Here is a 19931-nt window from a genome sequence, read left to right as displayed (position 1 = left end):
TGAATGGTGATATATGGTATGTTTATCAGTATAAAAGAGGAAACAATCTCAAAAAAAGATAAATAGGTGATGAAATGCCACAGTCACGACCTTTTTTAATTGGATATGGAACGATCATAGCTTTAGTTATCATTTTTTTGGCCAATAAGGTCAGTTTTATTTTTCAACCGATTGTGATTCTTGTTCAAACCCTTTTCTTTCCTTTTTTAGTATCGGGAGTTCTATATTATTTGTTTCGACCGATTGTTAATTACTTATATTCACTTCAAGTACCTAGGTTAATCTCTATTTTATCTATTTACATATTGTTTATTGGGCTCTTGGTTTTGTTAGGTTTTCTTTTAGGTCCTCCTTTGAAAGAGCAATTGACTCGATTGATTGAAAATTTCCCTCATATTTTGGAAACGGCTCAAAAGAAATTTATTGAATTAAATCAACAACCGTGGGTCAGCCAGAATATTGATTGGAATGAGATATCTAAAAATGTAACCAACTATCTGAAAGATAGCTTTGTTTCCATAGGGGCTAATATCGCTGGTTTCTTTGGCTTGATTGCTAACATCGTTGTTGTGTTTGTAACGGTTCCCTTTATTTTGTACTACATGTTGAAAGAAGGAGAGAAAGCTCCTTCATATATGTTGCGAATTTTACCGAAGAAGGAAAGAGAAGAAGGATTAAAAATTTTATCTGCGATGGATAGTGCACTTAGCTCTTATATTAAAGGACAGATTTTAGTAAGTGTTTTTGTGGGAATCATTGTCTACATTGGTTATTTGATTATTGGCATTGATTACGCTTTGATCCTTGCCTTGGCTACGATGTTAACCAATGTCATCCCCTTTATTGGTCCGCTGATCGGAATGGTTCCCGCCTTGATCGTTGGCTTTATTGATTCACCCATTATGGTCGTAAAGGTTTTGATTGTTGCAGTAATTGCACAGCAATTAGAAGGGAATCTTGTCTCACCTTATGTGATGGGGAAGAGTCTAAACATCCACCCATTAACGATTATTGTGATTTTATTGGTTGCAGGTAGTTTGGGTGGCTTCCTAGGCTTATTGCTCGCTGTTCCAACTTATGCTGTTCTTAAAGTAGTTATCTATCATATTTATCGCTTATGGCGATTGCATCAGTGGAATAGACGTGGAGAAAAGTCTTTATAGTAAGTGGAGCGACCTATCGAGCAGGACATCATGGGGGAATAGCTCGCTAGATCTTTTAGAATGATCATTAAGTTGTTCAAATCCCCTATTTGAAGTCTACTCAAATCTAATTAAATGGTTTTCAACGAATTGGAGTTTTGTATACAGAGAGCCGATCACCACAAGTGAAAGTGGTGATCGGCTTTGTTTTTTAGATTTGTTGCCTATTTCTCTGCACCAATTCCAGTATTGGATCTAACATATAGTTCTGTAAACTTCTCTTCAGCTTCTTGATCACGTGCAAGAAGAGTTCCAATGATTGCTCCCAGAAATCCGATCGGGACAGAAAGAAGTGCTGGATTTTTCAAAGGGAAGATAGCGCTTTCAGGATCCATGATATTAGGACTGATCAGTACTAATATCAGAGAACTAAATAGACCTGTAAGGATTCCTGTAACGGCTCCAGTCGTATTGAAGCGCTTCCAAAATAGACTGAAGACAATGACGGGTAAATTTGCACTAGCAGCTACAGCGAAGGCGAGAGAGACTAAGAAAGCTACGTTTTGATCCTTAGAAAGTAGTGCTAATACGATTGAAGCAATTCCTACACCTACAGAGGCCCATTTGGCTACTTTCATTTGTTCGGCTTCAGTGGCTTTACCACCTCGAAGTACATTGGAGTAAAAGTCATGTGCAAAGGCTCCTGCCGCCGAAATGACGAGACCAGCCACTACAGCTAGGATGGTAGCGAAAGCGACAGCTGAAATTAAGGCTAAGAACAAGTCGCCACCGATCGCTTCTGCTAATAGAGGAGCAGCCATATTCCCTGCTTTATCAGCAGCAATAATATCACTTTGTCCAACCAATAAAGCAGCTCCAAAACCAAGGAAGGTGGTCATGATATAAAAGGCTCCTATGATAAACATGGCCCAAACAACAGAGATCCGTGCTTCTTTGGCTGTGGGAACCGTATAAAAGCGAATTAAGATGTGGGGAAGTCCAGCTGTTCCAGCAAGTAAGGCTAATCCAAGAGAGATGTTATCAAGTGGATTTTTGTAGAGAAGTCCAGGCTCTAAAAATTCTTGCCCAAATTGAGTTGAAATCTGATTAAACATGCCATTTAAGCTAAATCCAAATTTAGAAAGAACTAAGAGGCTTAGCAAGATCGTTCCAGCCATTAATAGGACTGCTTTTACAATCTGAACCCATGTGGTTGCAAGCATCCCACCAAAAACGACATATAGTATCATCAAAATTCCGATAATGATTATCGAAACTTCATAATTGATTCCAAGTAATAATTTGATAATTCCACCTGCACCTACTAATTGAGCGATCATATAAAAAGTAGAAATAGCCATGGTACTTAAAGCAGCAGCTGAGCGGACAGGCTTTGCTTTCATTCGATACGCAAGCATATCAGCTAATGTGTATCGACCTGAATTTCGTATCGGTTCAGCTACCACAATTAATACAACTAGATAGGCCACAAGCCAACCGACCGAGTATAAAAAACCATCAAATCCATATAAAGAGATCAGCCCCGCAATTCCAAGGAATGAAGCAGCAGACATATAATCTCCAGCGATAGCAATTCCATTTTGCCAACCGCTGATGGATCGACCTGCAGCATAGAAGTCAGTGGTGTTTTGGGTTCGTTTGGAAGCCCAGTAAGTGATGACTAATGTTGCCAATACAATTAATATAAAGAGACTAAATGCAAGTAAGTTATTCACGAGGCTTTCCTCCCTTGCTGTTCCACAAGCTCTTGTACAAGTAGATCAGTCTTATTGGCATGACGTACATACAGAATGGCCAAAATCCATGCCATGAAAAATTGGGAGAGTGCAAATAGATAAATACCATTGATGGATCCGATGATGGGAGTGTTTAAAAATGATGTGTAACCTGCGGAGACTGGTAAAGCAAAATAATAGAGAGAAAAAAAGATAGTAGAGAAGATGATAAAACGCTTTTTCTTTTTCATGAGCAGTTGAAACTGAGGAGAGTTTGCAATCTGCTCCCAGTCTGGGTGGGTGGGGTTCATTTTTTTGTTGGTTCCAGACATGAACATTCCTCCTAGGATTGAAAGATTGTACAATGATGATTTTGTCTATAAAGCTATTCATTTTATATTCATAAATATAACACAATTCTATTAATTATGGTTCACCTTTTTGTGATTTTTTAGCCAATTTAAAGTCAAAAAGTCCTACTTATTTTCGTTTCTTCTGTCGTGATTATAAAAAATTCTGATGTTTCTATAGTCATTTACTCTGTAGTAGATCAAAGCCATATTTTCTATTAGAAAAGCAGTGCAGATGGGACTATTGAAGTTTCTGTAAAATGTTTTAGAAGTCATTATCAATTAATAAGAGTTCCTTAAGAGGCATAGGTTTAATAAAGAGACCTTATGCCTGTTATGATCTCTAGGACTAAGGTCTCTTTCACACTAAGATACATCATTACTTTATGTTGAATTTTGTAATTTCCGACAGAGATGAGTTGATATCAAAGATTTTTGAACGGATATTTTGAATGCCAAAGGATTCTAAGCGAGCTGTATGTTCAGCAAGGTAACTTCTAGCACTTGCTTCATCTTCAAATAAATAAATTCCCCCAGCTTCACCTGTTTTCTTATTTTCAGTCCAGATCTTCCATAAAAGTCCAGGTGTTTTAGAAATATGAGTAGCTAAGTCTGCGTAAGCTTTACTCATCTCCTCACCCCAAGGCCCTTCTGTAGGAAAGTCAATTTGTAATAGTTTCACTGACATGAAATTCAACTCCTTTTTCAAGTTTGATACTTAGATCGTTAGAAGGGTATCAACTAATAGGATTTACCCGATTTTTATATTTCATAACAGCTAAGAGTTTTGCAAAAGACCAAAGTGGATGTTTACCATGTGTTGGTCTCTAACAAAATGATTATTACCTCCTTGATCGTATCGACTTCCCATAAGTTAGGAATCGAAATTTCGCCTGAAATGACATTGTGCCACAACTTAGCGGAACCCTGATGGAGGAGAAGAGGAGGCAATCTTTTATTGAGTTTCTTCTATGCCTTTTGCATCTCCTAGAATCGAAGGATGGAGCGGAAATTTCCTCTTCTTCGCAAGCTACAAGCTCATGGAAGGTGAAAATCGAGCTCCACGCTCTAAAGTTTTGGTTTATCACCTCATCAACAGTACTTTATGGACAAATCTCTAATGAATCTTAAAATAATTTTAAACTTCTTTTGAACGTTTCGTTAATTGTTGTTATATTTAAATTAGTTAATAATAAAGAAAAGAGGGAAAAATAAAAAAGGGGAAAGAATTAATTAATTGCTTTACAGAAAGGAGGGATTCATAGTGAACCAAAAGGACTTATTCGACTTAGATATCCATTCAGAAGAAATGGATTTAGATATCCAAGGCTTTGAAGTTGATCTAGAAGTAAATGAATCACAAATTGATTTGGAAATTTAGGCTTTTATAGGAGATTGATGATGGAAAGTCTCATAAATGATATGTAAGGATTCTTCAATGTTTTGTTATTATTATTTATAATCTGCGATGACCCCCAAACTACCATAGTAGTGAGAGTTGGGGTTTTTTATTTTACCTATTGTTATATAACAGCGTCTGTGTTAATATAGTCACTGAAAGGAACATCTGTTATATAATAATGGTAAGTTGAATTTAACAAAGGGGGACAGCGTCAGTGGGAGATCATGCACGTTTGTTACCCGCAGGAGTGGAAATTCTCGGATCTATTTCTGCCCAAGCGGAAGAAATTTTAACACCCGAAGCACTGCAATTGGTTGCAAAACTAACGAGGAAGTTTGCAAAAACAAGAGAAGAACTGATGTATAACAGGGGGCTTCGGCAGAAAGAAATTGACCAAGGGAAGTTGCCAACCTTTTTACCTGAAACAAAGGAAATTAGAGATCGTGAATGGTCGATTACTCCCTTGCCTAAAGATCTTCATGATCGAAGGGTAGAAATTACAGGACCTGCAGGGGATCGAAAAATGGTGATCAATGCACTTAATTCAGGTGCAAAGATCTTTATGGCAGACTTTGAGGATTCTAATTCACCCACATGGGAAAACACGATTCACGGACAATTAAATTTACGAGATGCGATTCGTAAAACCATATACTTTAAAAATGATAACAACGGAAAAGAATATCATCTAAATGATGAAGTTGCTGTTTTAATCGTTCGTCCGCGCGGCTGGCATTTAGAAGAGAAACATGTGCTTGTGGACCAAAAGCCAGTTCCGGCAGGAATTTTTGATTTTGCACTCTACTTTTATCATAATGTTCAAACTCTGTTGGAACAGGGATCTGGACCCTATTTTTATCTACCTAAGATGGAAAGCCATCTGGAAGCGAGACTGTGGAATGAGATTTTTATTATGGCTCAAGATGAATTAAGTATTCCACAAGGGTCCATTCGAGCCACTGTGCTGATCGAAACGATTATGGCGGCTTTTGAGATGGATGAAATTTTATTTGAGTTAAGAGAACACTCTGCCGGTTTGAATTGTGGACGATGGGATTATATTTTTAGTTATTTAAAACGGTTAAGAAATCAACCTGATGTTATTTTACCAGATCGTTCTTTAGTTACCATGACGGTGCCATTTATGCGAGCTTATACTCAGTTAGCGGTTAAAACTTGTCATAAACGGAATGCACCTGCGATTGGTGGGATGGCTGCTCAAATTCCAGTGAAACATGATCCTAAGGCTAATGAAGAAGCGATGGCTAAAGTACGAGCAGATAAAGAGCGAGAAGCTAGGGATGGACATGATGGTACATGGGTTGCACACCCAGGCTTGGTTCCCGTTGCGATGGAAGTATTTGATCGAATCATGCCACAACTCAATCAGATTGACAAAAAACGTGAGGATGTCCGTGTGACAGCAGAAGATCTCCTCCGTGTACCTGAGGGTCCGATTACGGAACAAGGCTTGAGAACAAATATTTCGGTAGGCATTCAGTATATTGCTGCTTGGCTGTGCGGATTTGGGGCTGTAGCCATTAATCATCTGATGGAGGATGCAGCAACCGCTGAAATTTCTCGTGCACAAGTATGGCAATGGATTCGTCATCCTAAAGGGGTCCTCGACGATGGTAGAAAGGTAACGATGCAGTTATTTCACGAAGTTTTAGAAGATGAAATGAATGTACTACAAAAGAAGCTAGGTTCCCAACGATTTGAACAAGAGAAGTATCCTGAAGCTCGCCAATTGTTTATTGACTTGACGGAAAATGACGAATATATCGAGTTCCTTACGATCCCAGGTTATCAGTATCTTTAATCTTTTCGCATAATCAAGGAAGGTAGTGTATTTGGAAAGTCGTCCGCCAGTGAAACATCTCCCCGCACAATGAATTGGATAAAAAATATTTTTTAATTACTTCAATCAATGAGGAGGAATTATCAATGACTTATCAACAAGAAGTAGCAGCTTTAAAAAAAGAGTGGGAATCTTCCTCACGTTGGCAAGGTGTTCAACGTCCATATACTGCTGAAGAAGTACTAAAGCTTAGAGGTTCACTAAAAATAGAATATACATTGGCACAAAAGGGTTCTGAGAGACTGTGGGAGCTTTTAAATCATGATCCATTTGTACGTGCTTTAGGGGCTTTAACTGGAAACCAAGCCGTACAGCAAGTAAAAGCAGGATTGAAAGCGATTTATTTAAGCGGATGGCAAGTAGCGGCTGATGCGAATCTATCTGGACATATGTATCCGGATCAAAGTTTATATCCAGCCAATAGTGTTCCTCATGTGGTAAAACGAATTAACCAAGCTTTACAGCGAGCAGATCAGATTGAGCATGCTGAGGGAAAGCATGATCGTCAATGGTTTGCACCGATTGTTGCTGATGCAGAAGCTGGATTTGGTGGACCGTTAAATGTTTTTGAATTGATGAAAAGCATGATCGAAGCTGGAGCAGCAGGTGTTCACTTTGAAGACCAATTAGCTTCAGAGAAAAAATGTGGTCACTTGGGTGGAAAAGTATTAATCCCGACCTCACAAGCTATTCGCAATTTAGTGTCCGCACGTCTGGCTGCCGATGTGATGGGCGTACCTACCATTCTCGTCGCTCGTACAGATGCAAATGCTGCTGAATTATTAACCAGTGATGTAGATCCCCGTGACCAAGAATTTGTAACTGGTGAGCGTACTCCAGAAGGTTTCTTCCGGATTCGGTCAGGATTGCAAACTGCGATTGCTCGTGGCTTGGCGTATGCACCTTATGCAGATTTGATCTGGTGTGAAACGTCTGAGCCTAATTTGGAAGAGGCTCGTCAATTTGCGGAAGCGATTCATGCTAAATATCCAGGCAAACTTCTTGCATACAACTGTTCCCCATCGTTTAATTGGAAAAAGAAATTGGATGATGCAACCATTGCTAGCTTCCAAGAGGAACTAGGTAAAATGGGCTATAAATTCCAATTTGTCACCTTAGCTGGTTTCCATGCGTTGAACCATAGCATGTTTCAATTGGCTAAAGGATATAGTGAAAAAGGAATGGCAGCATACTCTGAGCTACAACAAGAGGAGTTTGCTGCGGAAGTAGATGGATACAGTGCTACACGTCATCAACGGGAAGTGGGTACAGGTTACTTTGACGAGGTTTCCATGGTGATTACAGGTGGAACTTCTTCTACTACTGCTCTTGCTGGCTCTACTGAAGCAGAGCAATTTACTTCCAAATAGGTTTAATCCAAATCATTGATAAATATAAAGAGGGAAAACGCCAAGTATATGGTTGCTTGGCGTTTTTCTATGGTAAAAGAGCTTTGGTTGTTCATTCTGGGTGGTTATGGTTTTGCTTTGTATCTACTTTAATTTGCTGATAAATGGTTTGTAAGAGATCCTGTTTTTGTTGCCACAAGGGTTCTGATAGATTAACATAGTATTCTTCTGGATTTAAGGTGCGTAAATATTCTTCCCAGAATAATTTTAATTGCTCTTCATGATAGTCTCTAATTTGATTCAGAGTAGGAACATCATATACTAACTGTCCATTTTGGAAGATGTTTTTCAACAAAGGAACCGCTGTATAGTTGGTTACTTCTTTGCGACGGAAAGTATGAACGGGATGAAAAAGAACTAATGGCTTATTCTCATCGAGCGCTTCATCTACTTTGGTAATGTAGTCCGCACGTGCTTTTCCTGTCTGGTTATTAATGATACGAAAGACATTTTTTCTTCCGGGTGTGGTCACCTTTTCTGGATTTGAAGAGATTTTCAAAGTGGGAACCCAGTGGTCATGTTCATGTCGGGCAACCATTTTATAAACGGCTCCTAAAGCGGGTTTGTCGAAAGCAGTGATCAATTTGGTTCCTACTCCCCAAGACTCGATTTGGGCTCCTTGTGACTTGAGATTCAAGATTGTAAATTCATCTAAATCGCTAGAAGCAACTACCTTGGTATCTGTGAGACCTGCTTCATCTAGCATCTTTCTAGCTTTTTTTGATAAATAAGCCAAATCACCACTATCTAAGCGGATTCCGATTAAGCGTTTGCCTTTTTGTTTAAGCTCCAAACCAACTTTGATTGCATTGGGAATGCCACTTTTTAAAGTATCATACGTATCTACTAGTAAAATGGCGTTATCTGGGAAGGTTTCGGCATAAGCTCGAAATGCTTCTAGCTCGGAATCGAAATCCTGGACCCACGAATGAGAATGGGTTCCGCTTGTAGGAATATTGAACATTTTTCCAGCCAGTGTATTGGAGGTGGAATGAAAGCCAGAGATATAGGTAGCTCTTGCACCCCAAACAGCCGCGTCCATTTCTTGAGCGCGACGGGTTCCAAATTCCATCAGCATGTCTTCACCCGCGATATGACGGATTCTTGCCGCTTTTGTGGCGATCAAGGTTTGAAAGCCAATGAAGTTTAGTAAAGCCGTTTCGATGAGTTGCAGCTCCATAATATTTCCTTCAAGGCGAATGAGTGGCTCATTGGGGAAAACGATGGTTCCTTCAGGCATGGCATACACATCGCCCCTAAAACGGAAATTGCGTAACATGTTTAAAAACTCAGGGTCAAACGATTCATCGAGTGATTGAAGGTATTCAAGGTCTTCTTCAGTAAAATGAAGTCCTTCTAAATATTGAATGGCTCTCTCTAATCCAGCAAAAACCGCATAACCGTTCCCAAAGGGTAAGGAACGAAAATAAAGATCAAAGGCGCGCCGATGTAGATGAGTTCCTCGTTTCCAATGACTATACATCATTGTGATTTGATATTTGTCTGTATGCAAAGCAGATATGGTTGGTGTGATCATGACATTATAAACTCCTGTCTGTCAGGGTTTGTCCAGTTATCTGATAGATAATTGGAATGACTTGTTCTTGTTGAATAGAGTAGGCACATAAATCGTCTTCCCCATTTTTAAACGAATAGACCCAGAAGCTTTTATGATGGAAGCTCCATTGTTTTAGGTCACGTGGAGACGGATAAGCTGAGATGAATGGATGAGAGTGGATAACTCCGATCCATGTTAGCTGTTGAACTTTCATCTGTTTGATCGTTTCCAAATAGACTTTTGGATCGAATTCAAAAGAGCATGGACTTTGATCATGATTAGGAATTGGAAAAAAATGAGTGATCTCTGTGGTTGTTCCCGCTAGGATTCCGTATCCCTCATAAGGTAAGCAGTTATAACAATAATCCCGGATTTGCTCAATGACGGAGATCTGGATCGATAAAAAAAATTTCACTCACATCTCTCCTTATTGGAATTGGAAGATCATCCAAGGCTCTGATATCTTATTTTATATTTTATTACTGACCCCGTCTAATTTAATCAAAAATCAAAGGAAGAAGGAATAGAACTTCATATGATACAATGGTGTCAATTATAGAATGAGTTAAAGAGTGTATGGGCTCAATCTTTTAAAGAAAGGGGCGGATCTTGTGAACCTGATCCAGATTGGTGTATGTGGTTGGGGAGATCATCATGAACTCTATCCGCCAGGAACATCTGCAAAAAAGAAACTTGCTCTTTATGCAGGGCATTTCCCCGTTGTAGAAGTAGACAGTACCTACCATGCGATTGCATCGGCTGAGCGGATGGAAAAATGGGTTTTAGAAACACCTGATTCATTTCGTTTTGTTATTAAGGCATATCGGGAGTTGACTGGACATGGTCGCTTAGAACGTGCCCCCATCCGGACATGGCAAGAAAATGTAAATGAAATGATTCTTTCGATTCAGCCCATGATCCAATCAAATAAACTTTCTATGATGTTGTTTCAGTTTCCACCTTGGTATGATTGCACACAAAAACATGTAAAATATATTCGTCGGTTACGTGAAGCGTTCCGTGATATTCCGATGGCTATAGAATTCCGTAATCGGAGTTGGTTTCGAGCCGAATATCATGATCAAACGTTGCAATTTCTTGAACGAGAAGAGCTCATTCATGTGATTTGTGATGAACCCCAAGCAGGTGAAGGATCAGTTCCGATCGTGTTAGAGACAACTCACCCCGACCATACACTCGTGCGCTTCCATGGTCGGAATGTTCAAGGTTGGAATCATCAAGGACAACCCAACTGGCGGGATGTCAGATATGCTTATCGTTACTCTGAAGAGGAGTTAGCTGAATGGGTGCAGCGTGTGGAAGAGTTAAAGGAGAAAGTCAAACAAATCACTCTATTGTTTAATAATAACTCTCAAGGAGATGCTGTACATAGTGCCAAACAAATGAAGGAACTATGTGGAGTTTCTTTTGAAGGTCTTGCACCTAGACAATTGGAATTTTTTTAGCTTAATCTAAAAGACAGGGAGAGAATGAATGTTAGTTGAAGGACTCATTTTATTACTAGTGGGGTTGGCTGCTGGAACGATTGGTAGTTTAGCTGGTTTAGGCGGTGGTGTGATTATCGTTCCAGCCCTTCTTTTTTTGGCTTCTGTAAATCCACAATTCTCGATGATTACACCACCGATAGCGGTAGGAACTTCAATGTTGTTAATTGTTATCACTGCATTGTCTTCCACACTTTCTTATTCAAAGCAGAAACGAGTCGATTTTCGAAGCGGGATTGTTTTCTTCTTAGGTTGTGGACCTGGAGCCATGGTTGGTGCTTATTTAACTCGTTTCTTTCAAGAAACTGATGTTTTTTTTGCTACATTTGGCTTTGTTTTGATCTTGATCTCATTTATGTTAAATGTAAAAGAAAAAGGAAAGCCAAAGGCCATTCAGTGGGATGTGCTTCGTTCTTTTCAAGAGCCGAGTGGGGTAACATACGAGTATGGCTATCATCGTATTACTGCATTTATCCTCTCTTTTTTCATAGGAATTCTCTCAGGCTTATTTGGAGTTGGAGGGGGTTCCATGATGATGCCTATGATGCTCCTTTTATTTGGATTTCCACCTCATGTAGCCACAGCTACCTCGATGTTTGTTATTTTTTTAACTGCTATTATGGGAAGTTTTACCCATGTCATTCAAGATAATATTCATTGGCTCGCAGCCGTTTTTCTTGCTCCAGGAGCTTGGTTAGGGGGGCGTTTTGGAGCTTGGGTTTCCTTAAAGATGAACGGAAGAGCTCTCGTTATCGTATTTCGCTCTTTTTTATTCATCATTGCCATCCGTATGGTTTTGGATGGTCTTCACATTATATAAAGTGGGAGGTTTTTCATGAGCGTTATTCAACGATTTCATCTCCTACATACGAATGATATCCACAGCCATTTAGAGCAAACCTCTCAAGTATATACCTTAGTATCACGGTACAGGCATGAATGGGAATCGAATGGTGAACCTGTCTGGATGTTAGATATTGGAGATCATACAGATCGAGAAAGAATGGAAACAGAAGGCACAGATGGTCAAATTAACAACAGAATCTTGGAAGCTACTCAGTATGATTTGATTACTCTCGGTAATAACGAACTCCTCACCTTTTCAAAGCCACAACTAAATCAGTTGTATCAAGATGCAGGGTATCGAGTGATCAGTTCTAACGTAGTACATAAAGAGACAAGGCAGCCCCCTCTATGGATTCACCCGAGATGGATTGAAGAAAGAGGTGGAGTTCGTTTTGGATTCTTGGGAGCTACGGTTCCTTATCCTGTTGTATACGACTTGATGGGATGGCAAGTGATGGAACCAATCGAGGCATTAGAAAGGCAAGTGAAGCAATTAAAGGGTCAAGTCGATGTGTTAATCATTCTCTCCCATCTAGGGCTTCCCTCCGATCGGATGATGGCTGAAAAGATTGAGGGCATTGATCTGATTTTAGGTGCTCACACTCATCACTTATTAGAAGTACCTGAACAGATTGGAGATACTTGGATTGCAGGAGCCGGGAAGTTTGGTCGTTATGTAGGACATATATGGATTGATTATGATCAAACAAAGGGACAGATTGAACAGGTTCATGGGGAATGCTTTCCGACTGCTGAGGAGTTGCCATCGAGTCGAATTGACGAGTTGATCAGTGAAGAAAGAAGACGAGCCAAAAATGTGTTGTCTAAGCGTATTACAGAGTTGGCGATCCCTTTAGTGGTGAATTATTATGAAGAGTCACCACTTGGGAATTTGTTAGCAGATAGTCTTCGTCAATGGACAAAAGCTGATATCGCGATCGTAAATAGTGGACAACTTCTAGGTTCATTACCTATGGGTCCTGTGACTTTGGAACAACTTCATCAAATATGTCCTCATCCGATTAATCCTGTTTTGCTTCGTATTCAAGGAAGAGAAATTTATCATGCCTTGGAGGATTCTTGTCTTCAAGAGATCGTAGAGAAAGAAGTTTATGGATTTGGCTTTCGGGGAAAAAATCTTGGCTCGCTCTGTGTTTCAGGAATGACGATTGTTTATGATCCAGAGAGCAAGCCAAGAAGAAAAATCTGCTCTGTCCAGATTAATGGCAAGCATTTAGCTGAAGATGAAGAAATCATAATTGCAACCGTAGATATGTTTACGTTTGGAGCTGGTTACTCACAGTTTAAAAAGGGTCAAGTCATTCGATACTTTTTACCTGAATTTCTTAGAGATTTACTTGCGTGGCGTTTGCAACAAACGAATGCTATTTCTCAAGCAGTTCAAAATCGTTGGCAAACGGCAAAAGACGTTTAAAGTTTTGGAAAAAGATGGCGATACCGTTCTAGGATGAGCAAGAAGGGAAGACCAAGCCCATAACAGACACCTAATTGTCCTAAACCGACCCATAACATAGCCATCGGAATGCTTAACCCAGGTATGTCTGCAATGCCACCTAACATGGCTCCGATAATAACTGCATTGACAATCACAGGTGGTAGAGGTGCTAACCATCGATTCGGCATTTTGGAGGTTAACCAGGCAGCTAAAAATGAAGCGAGCCCTCCAAAAATTACATCAATGATACCAAATGAACTATACCAATTGGAGATCACTGCTCCAATAAATAATCCTGGGACAGCTAAGGGTGTAAAAAATGGAAGAACAGTTAGGACTTCTGAGATGCGAAACTGTAGATAATTAAATGACAAAGGTGCAAATAATAAGGTGAGAACCACATAAAGAGCTGCAATGAGAGCGATGATCGTCAATTTTCTAGCCAATGAATCATTCCTCCTACCAAGATATTCATAGACATTTTATTTTAACGGTAGTTACCTAAGTTGTACATAGAGCTTGATGTATTCATCGATCCAATGTTTGGCTATGACCGAGATATAGTGAAGTTTCTTCACTATACTAGTCACCATTTTTAAACATTTTTATCCGTATTGTACCGTAATCGCCTAGATTCTATCTCGTCAATTTGAAAGAACTGAGCTACAATAGCTGTTGAGGAGGATGACCGATGAGCTTTGTGGATGATGTATATTCCTTGTATAGAGATCAACTCAATGATGAAGAAGAAGATGCTGTAGCCATCGTATTAAGTATTTTAGAGGAGCAAAATAGGGATCATGTCATGCAGTTGATTACCGAGATGAGTGATGATGAGATTATTCAGATGATGGGTGTTTATCTTGTTGAAATGTTAAAAATGAAAATGATTCAAGATGGAAAGCTACCCCAATGGAAAACTACCGTAGTCCCTTCTCGTTTTCATTAAAAAACCATTAAATCAGCTTCACACTTTATAGGTCTAATTCATATGTTGTATTGTATGTGTGATGGCATGGGAGGAGATTTAATGGTTCAACTCAAACCTCTTGAAATCGATGGACAGACAGTTTTAGGCATAGAAGTTAAGTTACCGAAAACCACATTACTGGTGATTACTACAGATCAAGGCTATATCATGTGTGGAGCGCTCGATGTATCTTTACTCAATGAGCGCTTATCAGACCGCCATATTGTTGCCGCAAGGGCATTAGGGGTTCGTAGTCTAGATGATTTATTGGAGGCGCCGCTAGAATCGGTCACTGATACAGCGAAGATGATGGGGATCATGCCAGGAATGACAGGTAAAGAGGCATTAAAAAGAATGATGTGAAAAGACCTGTGGAGAATAAAGTCTCCACAGGTCTTTTTGATATACAGTTCAAAGTTTAATGAACCAATTGTCGATACACTCTTTCTAGGTCTTCGGGGAGATCAGCAGAAAAAGACATTTGTTGTTGGGACAAAGGATGGATCAATGATAGAGATGCAGAGTGAAGGGCTTGTCGTGTGATCCATGTTGAATCCCCACCATATAATCGATCTCCCAATAGTGGATGTCCAAGATGGGAAAAATGAACACGGATTTGGTGGGTACGACCTGTTTCTAACTCAACTTGAACGAAAGAAATATCATTCCGTTGCTTTAACAGACGGTAGTGAGTAATCGCATCATCACCACTTTGTTTCACCATTCTACGAGTTGGATGGTGGGGATCACGTCCAATGGGAAGTTGTATGACTCCTTCATTGTCTTGAAGTGATCCAGCTACAAAAGCTTGGTATTGGCGAGATATTCTATTTTCTCTTAGTTGTCGGTCTAAAAGTTGATGCATATAAGCATTCTTAGCAACAAGAATGAGACCTGAAGTATATTGGTCAAGTCGATGAACAGGGCGAGCAATCCCTGTTACTCCTTGTTGTTGCCAGTGATAAATAATTCCATGTGCCAGAGTGTGAGTATCTTTCTCACGGACAGGGTGAACGAGAATTCCCGCCGGCTTATTGACTACCATTAGATCTGTATCTTCAAAAATCACCTCAAAAGGAACGGATTGTGGAGGCAACTCACTTTGTTCTTTGGGGCGAATGGCGACTTGGATACGGTCACCTAATCTGACTTGTTTTTTTAAGAATGGAGTCCGTCCGTTTAGGCGAATTCCTTTTCGGCGAGTGAGTCGGTTGATCATTCGATTGGATACCATCAGTGGACCTTTAAGGACTTCTACCACAGTAGCCTGATCCCATTCGGGGGTGATTGTAAATGTAATCCACTCATCATAGCGTTTTTTCATAAGGTAATCTCCAATTCGTTCCTTTTGATAAGGTGTTTAATCAAAAAGACTTGATTTTCTTGCATTTTATTCCGACAAGGCAATGGCACGATGCTTATGTAAAATGACTTTGGAGCCTATGATCTGCTTAGTTAACCTCTTTTCTTGCTATCATTTCCTGTACAGCATGATCATGAGGGACACCACTAGAATGACATTCGAAAATGTATTCATTACAGTATAAAATGTTCCAATCCCAATAGTATTGGAGTAGCTCTCCACTTCGATACAAGTATTCATCGTTGGTTGCGTCAGGAGGAGGAGAGATCCAAGGTTTTACGATAAATACAAGAAAAGAATGTATTCCACCAAGATGGGTATTAATTTTGTAGTGTGAAAATAGATTTTGTCGTTGGTGAGGAGGTAGGTACTGTAATGTACCGGCAGAATAGATGAAATCAACAGGGTGCTCAAGTCGAAAGGATTGAATATCAGCTTGTATCGTTGAAATGCTTAGACTTTCTTCTTTCGCCCAACGTTCTGCTTTTACCAACCCTGTATGAGCAAGATCCATACCTGTTACAGATCCCCCTTGTTTTGCAAAGTAAATGGAATCCCTACCTTCTCCACAACCAAGGTCAATGAGTGTTTTCCCATTTATATTTCCAGCAACTTCAACGAAGCGTTTAGCTAGTTGATTGGGTTCCTTTCCCCAATAAAATGATGCTTGTCGATAGTTTTTTTCATATTGTGTCATCCAATCACCTCTAAAATAATATAAGGGGTGACGTAAGGGAAATGTAAAGGAGTTATGGGATTGGATCATACTAAAAAGCACTTCCCCATAAGAGGGAAGTGCTTTTAAAGCATATTTGGCTTAATATTAAGCGTGGTTTAGACGAACAACGTTAGCGGATTGAGGACCACGGTCACCTTCTACGATATCGAACTCAACTGGTTCGCCTTCTTCGAGGGTTTTGAAACCTTCAGTTTGGATTGCGGAGTAGTGTACGAATACGTCTCCACCATCTTCACGCTCGATGAAACCATAGCCTTTTTCTGCGTTGAACCATTTAACTTTACCCTTCATACTTGGGGCCTCCTTCTTCAATTAAAAAGCGGACGTACTTTCAAGCACCTGAACCTATTGTTAAAACAAGAGGCCACAAGATGAAACTTGACTTTCACAAACCCGCTTTTTAACGTTGTATTCGAATCATATCATAGTATGGGAAAAATTTCAACCGATAAATAAAACAATGGATGTTTAAAACAGATGTTGATAAGGGGATAGATCTATGTTTTTCTTTTTAAGGGTTTTAATTAAGAACTTATGATCTCGTTTAGGTGTAGCTTGAATATACCCTCTAATAATGAGTTCCTGAGTCATTTGTTTCGCTTGAGCATCTAAAGCTAATTGTCCGATCTTCCCAGCGATTGTTTGTTTGGCTGCATCACGGAATGGTGGAGGAACAGGTTGTACTAGATCATTTAACAAGGCTTTCTGTTCATCATTCCATAGGTGTAAGGTTTCCTTTATATAATAGTCTTGCCAGTCCAATGTGGATTTACCATCCGCTTGGGGAAGGGATTTTAAAAATTTCCGAAACATAAAAAATCCGCCAATAGCCATTAAACTTATGAGTGCAATCCAAAATAACAGGTAAAACCATTGTAACCAAATATCTGGCACGGTATTCACCTCTTTCCATGTGTATCAACTTATTATTATAAAAGAAGGGATCAGGTCAGGCAAGACTTGGCTGATCTACCAAGTAGAGTTTGACACTTGAGGAGTAGGAGAATAAAAAAACCCTCCATGTTGAAGGGTTAAACCATTTTCGTTGTGAAGTTAGATGAAGATACTGACCCCAAAGTAGATAATTCCCCACAATGGGATACTAAACAAAGTTGCATTTACAATACCTACCACTGGATTATTCATATGAAATTCCTCCTCGAATTATGTATGTCTTGCAATATATATAAACGATCATAAATGTCAAAATTTAGGATTAAGAAATCATTAAGTGAATGGTATAAGTTACGATTCCCCACATTGGGAGACTGAGTAAGGTTGCATGAAAGATTCCAATTGCTACGTTGTTCATCATTGTTACCTCCAAGTAACCTCTTATTGATTTTTATTATATTCAGTTGGTTACGGGTTGTCTTTGTTTTTTGTAAATTGTAATCTGAATGTAAAGTTGCAGTTATACAAGAGAAACAGTAAAACAGAAGTATGACACATCTTTTTTTCGAAAATTGCTGATGACACGTATATAAAATAGTGTTTCGCATTGATTTGATAGTTCAAGTATGTTTCAAATGCTTGAAGAAACTATCTAAAATCGCTTTTAGTGAGATGTATATCCCGCCTCTTGTGTAATGTTCGAAGTGGATGTAAACCCTCCTAAGGATCTGAAATCTAATTGTAACAATAAGAATTTAGTCATACTAGTTGACCCATCGATGGGGATCGATCAGTCATTGGGTTTTGTTCATGATCGACACCATGAAGTTAACTTGTCGTATGATGATAAAAGATTGACTTCTACACAATCTTGCTCGAAACATAAACCATGGTACAATAGACAAGGAAATAAGACGTAAACGGAGGAACAAAGGATTGATACATGTACAAGGTGTCGGTTTGAGATATGGTGGGCGTAAACTATTTGAAGATGTTCATATCAAGTTTACTCGTGGCAATTGTTATGGTGTCATAGGTGCAAATGGTGCTGGAAAATCCACCTTTTTGAAGATTTTATCAGGGGAAGTGGATCCAAATACAGGGGATGTCATCATGACTCCTGGAGAGCGGTTAGCAGTTTTAAAACAGGATCATTTCCAATATGAAGAAGAAGTTGTATTAAATACAGTTATTATGGGGCATAGCGCTTTGTATCAAATCATGGTAGAGAAGGAAGCGATCTATGCGAAGCCAGATTTCTCAGATGAGGATGGCATGCGTGCGGCTGAATTGGAAGGAGAATTCGCAGAGTTAAATGGTTGGGAAGCTGAATCGGAAGCAGCGATTTTGTTATCTGGCTTAGGAATTGCAGAAGATCTCCACCACAAAAAAATGAAAGAGTTGTCTGGAGCTGAAAAAGTGAAAGTCCTTTTAGCTCAAGCATTGTTTGGAAAACCAGACATATTGCTATTAGACGAACCTACGAACCACTTAGATATTCAAGCAATTCGTTGGCTAGAGAACTTTCTATTTGATTTTGAAAGTACAGTGATTGTGGTTTCGCATGATCGTCACTTTCTGAATCAAGTCTGTACACATATTGTAGATATTGACTTTGGTGAAGTAAAACTATATGTGGGTAACTATGACTTCTGGTATGAGTCTAGCCAGTTAGTGTCACAGTTAGCCAAAGAGAAAAATAAGAAGCTAGAGGAGAAGCGGAAAGAGTTAGAAACGTTTATTGCGCGTTTTAGCTCCAATGCCTCTAAAGCACGGCAAGCGACTTCGAGGAAAAAGCAATTAGAAAAACTCACACTAGAAGATATTAAGCCTTCTTCCCGTCGTTATCCCTATATTCACTTTGAACCAGAGCGCGAAGCTGGGAATGATTTATTACGTGTTGAAGGGATCAGTAAAACGATTGATGGTGAAAAAGTGTTAGATCGGGTTAGTTTTACAGTGAACAAGGGTGATAAAATCGCTTTTGTGGGAGAAAATGAATTAGCCCATACAACACTGTTTCAAATTGTCACAGGGGAATTGGAACCTGATGAAGGATCTTTTTCATGGGGAATTACAACATCTCAAGCTTATTTCCCCAAAGATCACAATGATTATTTCCAGGGAAATGAGTCGAACTTAGTCGATTGGTTGCGTCCTTTTTCCAAAGATCAGACAGAATCTTATTTGCGTGGCTTTTTAGGGCGGATGTTATTTTCTGGAGATGAAGTGTTGAAAAAGCCGTCTGTGTTATCTGGGGGAGAGAAAGTACGTTGTATGTTGTCCCGAATGATGATGAGTGGAGCCAATGTGCTTGTATTAGATGACCCGACGAACCATTTAGATTTAGAATCGATCACAGCGTTGAATAAAGGGTTGATCAAGTTTAATGGAACCATGTTATTTACTTCTCATGACCATGAGTTTGTGCAAACCATCGCTAATCGTATTATCGAGCTAGATCCATCAGGAATCACAGATAAGCAAATGACCTATGATGAATACCTTGCATATAAGGTTAAATAAGTAGATCAAAGCCTGTTCTTAGGAGCAGGCTTTTTATTTTTAAAATATAGTAAACTTTTTCATCTATTGGTTCGTTATATAAAGTAAAGTAGAATTTACAAGCTGTATGAGAAGAAGCCATCTATAACCTTCTTTTTATTTTGTTTTCTTTCCCATGATAAGCTTTATGGGATG

At 39.3% G+C, this 19931-nt stretch carries 19 protein-coding genes; 9 read left to right on the top strand and 10 right to left on the bottom strand.

Translation table 11 applies throughout. The features are described 5' to 3' along the window. The first annotated feature begins 74 nt into the window (after nucleotides 1-74). A complete protein-coding gene (locus tag EDD58_RS03120) occupies nucleotides 75-1163 on the top strand; it encodes an AI-2E family transporter (RefSeq protein ID WP_131923363.1) in 1089 nt (362 codons plus the stop codon). Between the two features lie 203 nt (nucleotides 1164-1366). On the opposite strand, the gene EDD58_RS03115 is transcribed toward EDD58_RS03120, so the two are convergent. From EDD58_RS03115 to EDD58_RS03105, 3 genes are all read right to left on the bottom strand, one after another. After that, nucleotides 1367-2878 (bottom strand): solute symporter family protein, encoded by a 1512-nt coding sequence (locus EDD58_RS03115; RefSeq protein WP_131923362.1) that lies wholly within the window; start codon nucleotides 2876-2878, stop codon nucleotides 1367-1369. Further along, complete coding sequence (locus tag EDD58_RS03110) at nucleotides 2875-3210, bottom strand: DUF485 domain-containing protein (RefSeq protein ID WP_131923361.1); 336 nt, start codon at nucleotides 3208-3210, stop codon at nucleotides 2875-2877. Before EDD58_RS03110 ends, EDD58_RS03115 begins: the two co-directional genes overlap by 4 nt. A 397-nt stretch (nucleotides 3211-3607) precedes the next feature. After that, complete coding sequence (locus EDD58_RS03105) at nucleotides 3608-3916, bottom strand: monooxygenase (RefSeq protein WP_131923360.1); 309 nt, start codon at nucleotides 3914-3916, stop codon at nucleotides 3608-3610. Between the two features lie 928 nt (nucleotides 3917-4844). Between EDD58_RS03105 and aceB the strand changes: the two genes are divergently transcribed. Next, nucleotides 4845-6452 (top strand): malate synthase A, encoded by a 1608-nt coding sequence (gene aceB / locus EDD58_RS03100; protein WP_131923359.1) that lies wholly within the window; start codon nucleotides 4845-4847, stop codon nucleotides 6450-6452. 125 nt (nucleotides 6453-6577) lie between these two features. Beyond that, nucleotides 6578-7861: an isocitrate lyase gene (aceA, locus tag EDD58_RS03095; protein ID WP_131923358.1), complete on the top strand. Its 1284-nt coding sequence runs from the start codon at nucleotides 6578-6580 to the stop codon at nucleotides 7859-7861. 91 nt (nucleotides 7862-7952) lie between these two features. Here aceA and EDD58_RS03090 read toward each other — a convergent pair whose 3' ends face one another. After that, nucleotides 7953-9437, bottom strand: coding sequence for a nicotinate phosphoribosyltransferase (locus EDD58_RS03090; protein WP_131923357.1), 1485 nt, complete (start codon nucleotides 9435-9437; stop codon nucleotides 7953-7955). 4 nt (nucleotides 9438-9441) lie between these two features. Further along, the gene (locus tag EDD58_RS03085) at nucleotides 9442-9873 is read right to left on the bottom strand and encodes a M67 family metallopeptidase (protein ID WP_131923356.1); all 432 of its coding nucleotides are present in this window, start codon (nucleotides 9871-9873) and stop codon (nucleotides 9442-9444) included. Between the two features lie 202 nt (nucleotides 9874-10075). Between EDD58_RS03085 and EDD58_RS03080 the strand changes: the two genes are divergently transcribed. Genes EDD58_RS03080 through EDD58_RS03070 form a run of 3 tightly spaced genes read left to right on the top strand, consistent with a single transcriptional unit; the run spans nucleotide 10076 to nucleotide 13244 of the window. Further along, nucleotides 10076-10924 (top strand): DUF72 domain-containing protein, encoded by an 849-nt coding sequence (locus EDD58_RS03080; protein WP_131923440.1) that lies wholly within the window; start codon nucleotides 10076-10078, stop codon nucleotides 10922-10924. Nucleotides 10925-10952: 28 nt separating this feature from the next. Then, nucleotides 10953-11783: a sulfite exporter TauE/SafE family protein gene (locus EDD58_RS03075; RefSeq protein ID WP_131923355.1), complete on the top strand. Its 831-nt coding sequence runs from the start codon at nucleotides 10953-10955 to the stop codon at nucleotides 11781-11783. A gap of 15 nt (nucleotides 11784-11798) precedes the next feature. Further along, a complete protein-coding gene (locus EDD58_RS03070) occupies nucleotides 11799-13244 on the top strand; it encodes a bifunctional metallophosphatase/5'-nucleotidase (protein ID WP_131923354.1) in 1446 nt (481 codons plus the stop codon). Here EDD58_RS03070 and EDD58_RS03065 read toward each other — a convergent pair. Next, complete coding sequence (locus EDD58_RS03065) at nucleotides 13241-13711, bottom strand: QueT transporter family protein (protein WP_207903235.1); 471 nt, start codon at nucleotides 13709-13711, stop codon at nucleotides 13241-13243. The genes EDD58_RS03070 and EDD58_RS03065 overlap by 4 nt on opposite strands. Nucleotides 13712-13956: 245 nt before the next feature. On the opposite strand from EDD58_RS03065, the gene EDD58_RS03060 reads away from it, so the two are divergent. Together EDD58_RS03060 and EDD58_RS03055 are read left to right on the top strand one after the other, a co-directional pair. Then, on the top strand, nucleotides 13957-14214 hold the full coding sequence (locus tag EDD58_RS03060; protein ID WP_131923353.1) for a DUF6154 family protein: 258 nt from the start codon (nucleotides 13957-13959) through the stop codon (nucleotides 14212-14214). A gap of 81 nt (nucleotides 14215-14295) precedes the next feature. Further along, entirely contained in the window at nucleotides 14296-14598 is a 303-nt protein-coding gene (locus tag EDD58_RS03055; protein WP_131923352.1) for a YunC family protein, read from the top strand. 55 nt (nucleotides 14599-14653) lie between these two features. Here the strand turns inward: EDD58_RS03055 and EDD58_RS03050 are convergent, their stop codons facing one another. From EDD58_RS03050 to EDD58_RS03035, 4 genes are all read right to left on the bottom strand, one after another. Beyond that, entirely contained in the window at nucleotides 14654-15559 is a 906-nt protein-coding gene (locus EDD58_RS03050; RefSeq protein WP_131923351.1) for an RluA family pseudouridine synthase, read from the bottom strand. Nucleotides 15560-15686: 127 nt separating this feature from the next. Then, nucleotides 15687-16295 (bottom strand): methyltransferase domain-containing protein, encoded by a 609-nt coding sequence (locus EDD58_RS03045; RefSeq protein ID WP_165875770.1) that lies wholly within the window; start codon nucleotides 16293-16295, stop codon nucleotides 15687-15689. Nucleotides 16296-16421: 126 nt separating this feature from the next. Then, the gene (locus EDD58_RS03040) at nucleotides 16422-16628 is read right to left on the bottom strand and encodes a cold shock domain-containing protein (protein WP_044641027.1); all 207 of its coding nucleotides are present in this window, start codon (nucleotides 16626-16628) and stop codon (nucleotides 16422-16424) included. 177 nt (nucleotides 16629-16805) lie between these two features. Then, nucleotides 16806-17231 carry a DUF2621 family protein gene (locus EDD58_RS03035; protein ID WP_131923349.1) on the bottom strand — a complete coding sequence of 142 codons (426 nt, stop codon included), beginning with the start codon at nucleotides 17229-17231 and terminating at the stop codon, nucleotides 16806-16808. A gap of 936 nt (nucleotides 17232-18167) precedes the next feature. Between EDD58_RS03035 and EDD58_RS03030 the strand changes: the two genes are divergently transcribed. Then, nucleotides 18168-19757, top strand: a complete 1590-nt coding sequence (locus EDD58_RS03030; RefSeq protein WP_131923348.1) for an ABC-F family ATP-binding cassette domain-containing protein — start codon at nucleotides 18168-18170, stop codon at nucleotides 19755-19757. Nucleotides 19758-19931: the final 174 nt, after the last annotated feature.

This window comes from Hazenella coriacea, from assembly GCF_004341825.1.
Classification (GTDB): Bacteria; Bacillota; Bacilli; order Thermoactinomycetales; family Thermoactinomycetaceae; genus Hazenella; species Hazenella coriacea.
This window is presented reverse-complemented; position numbering and strand designations above follow the sequence as displayed.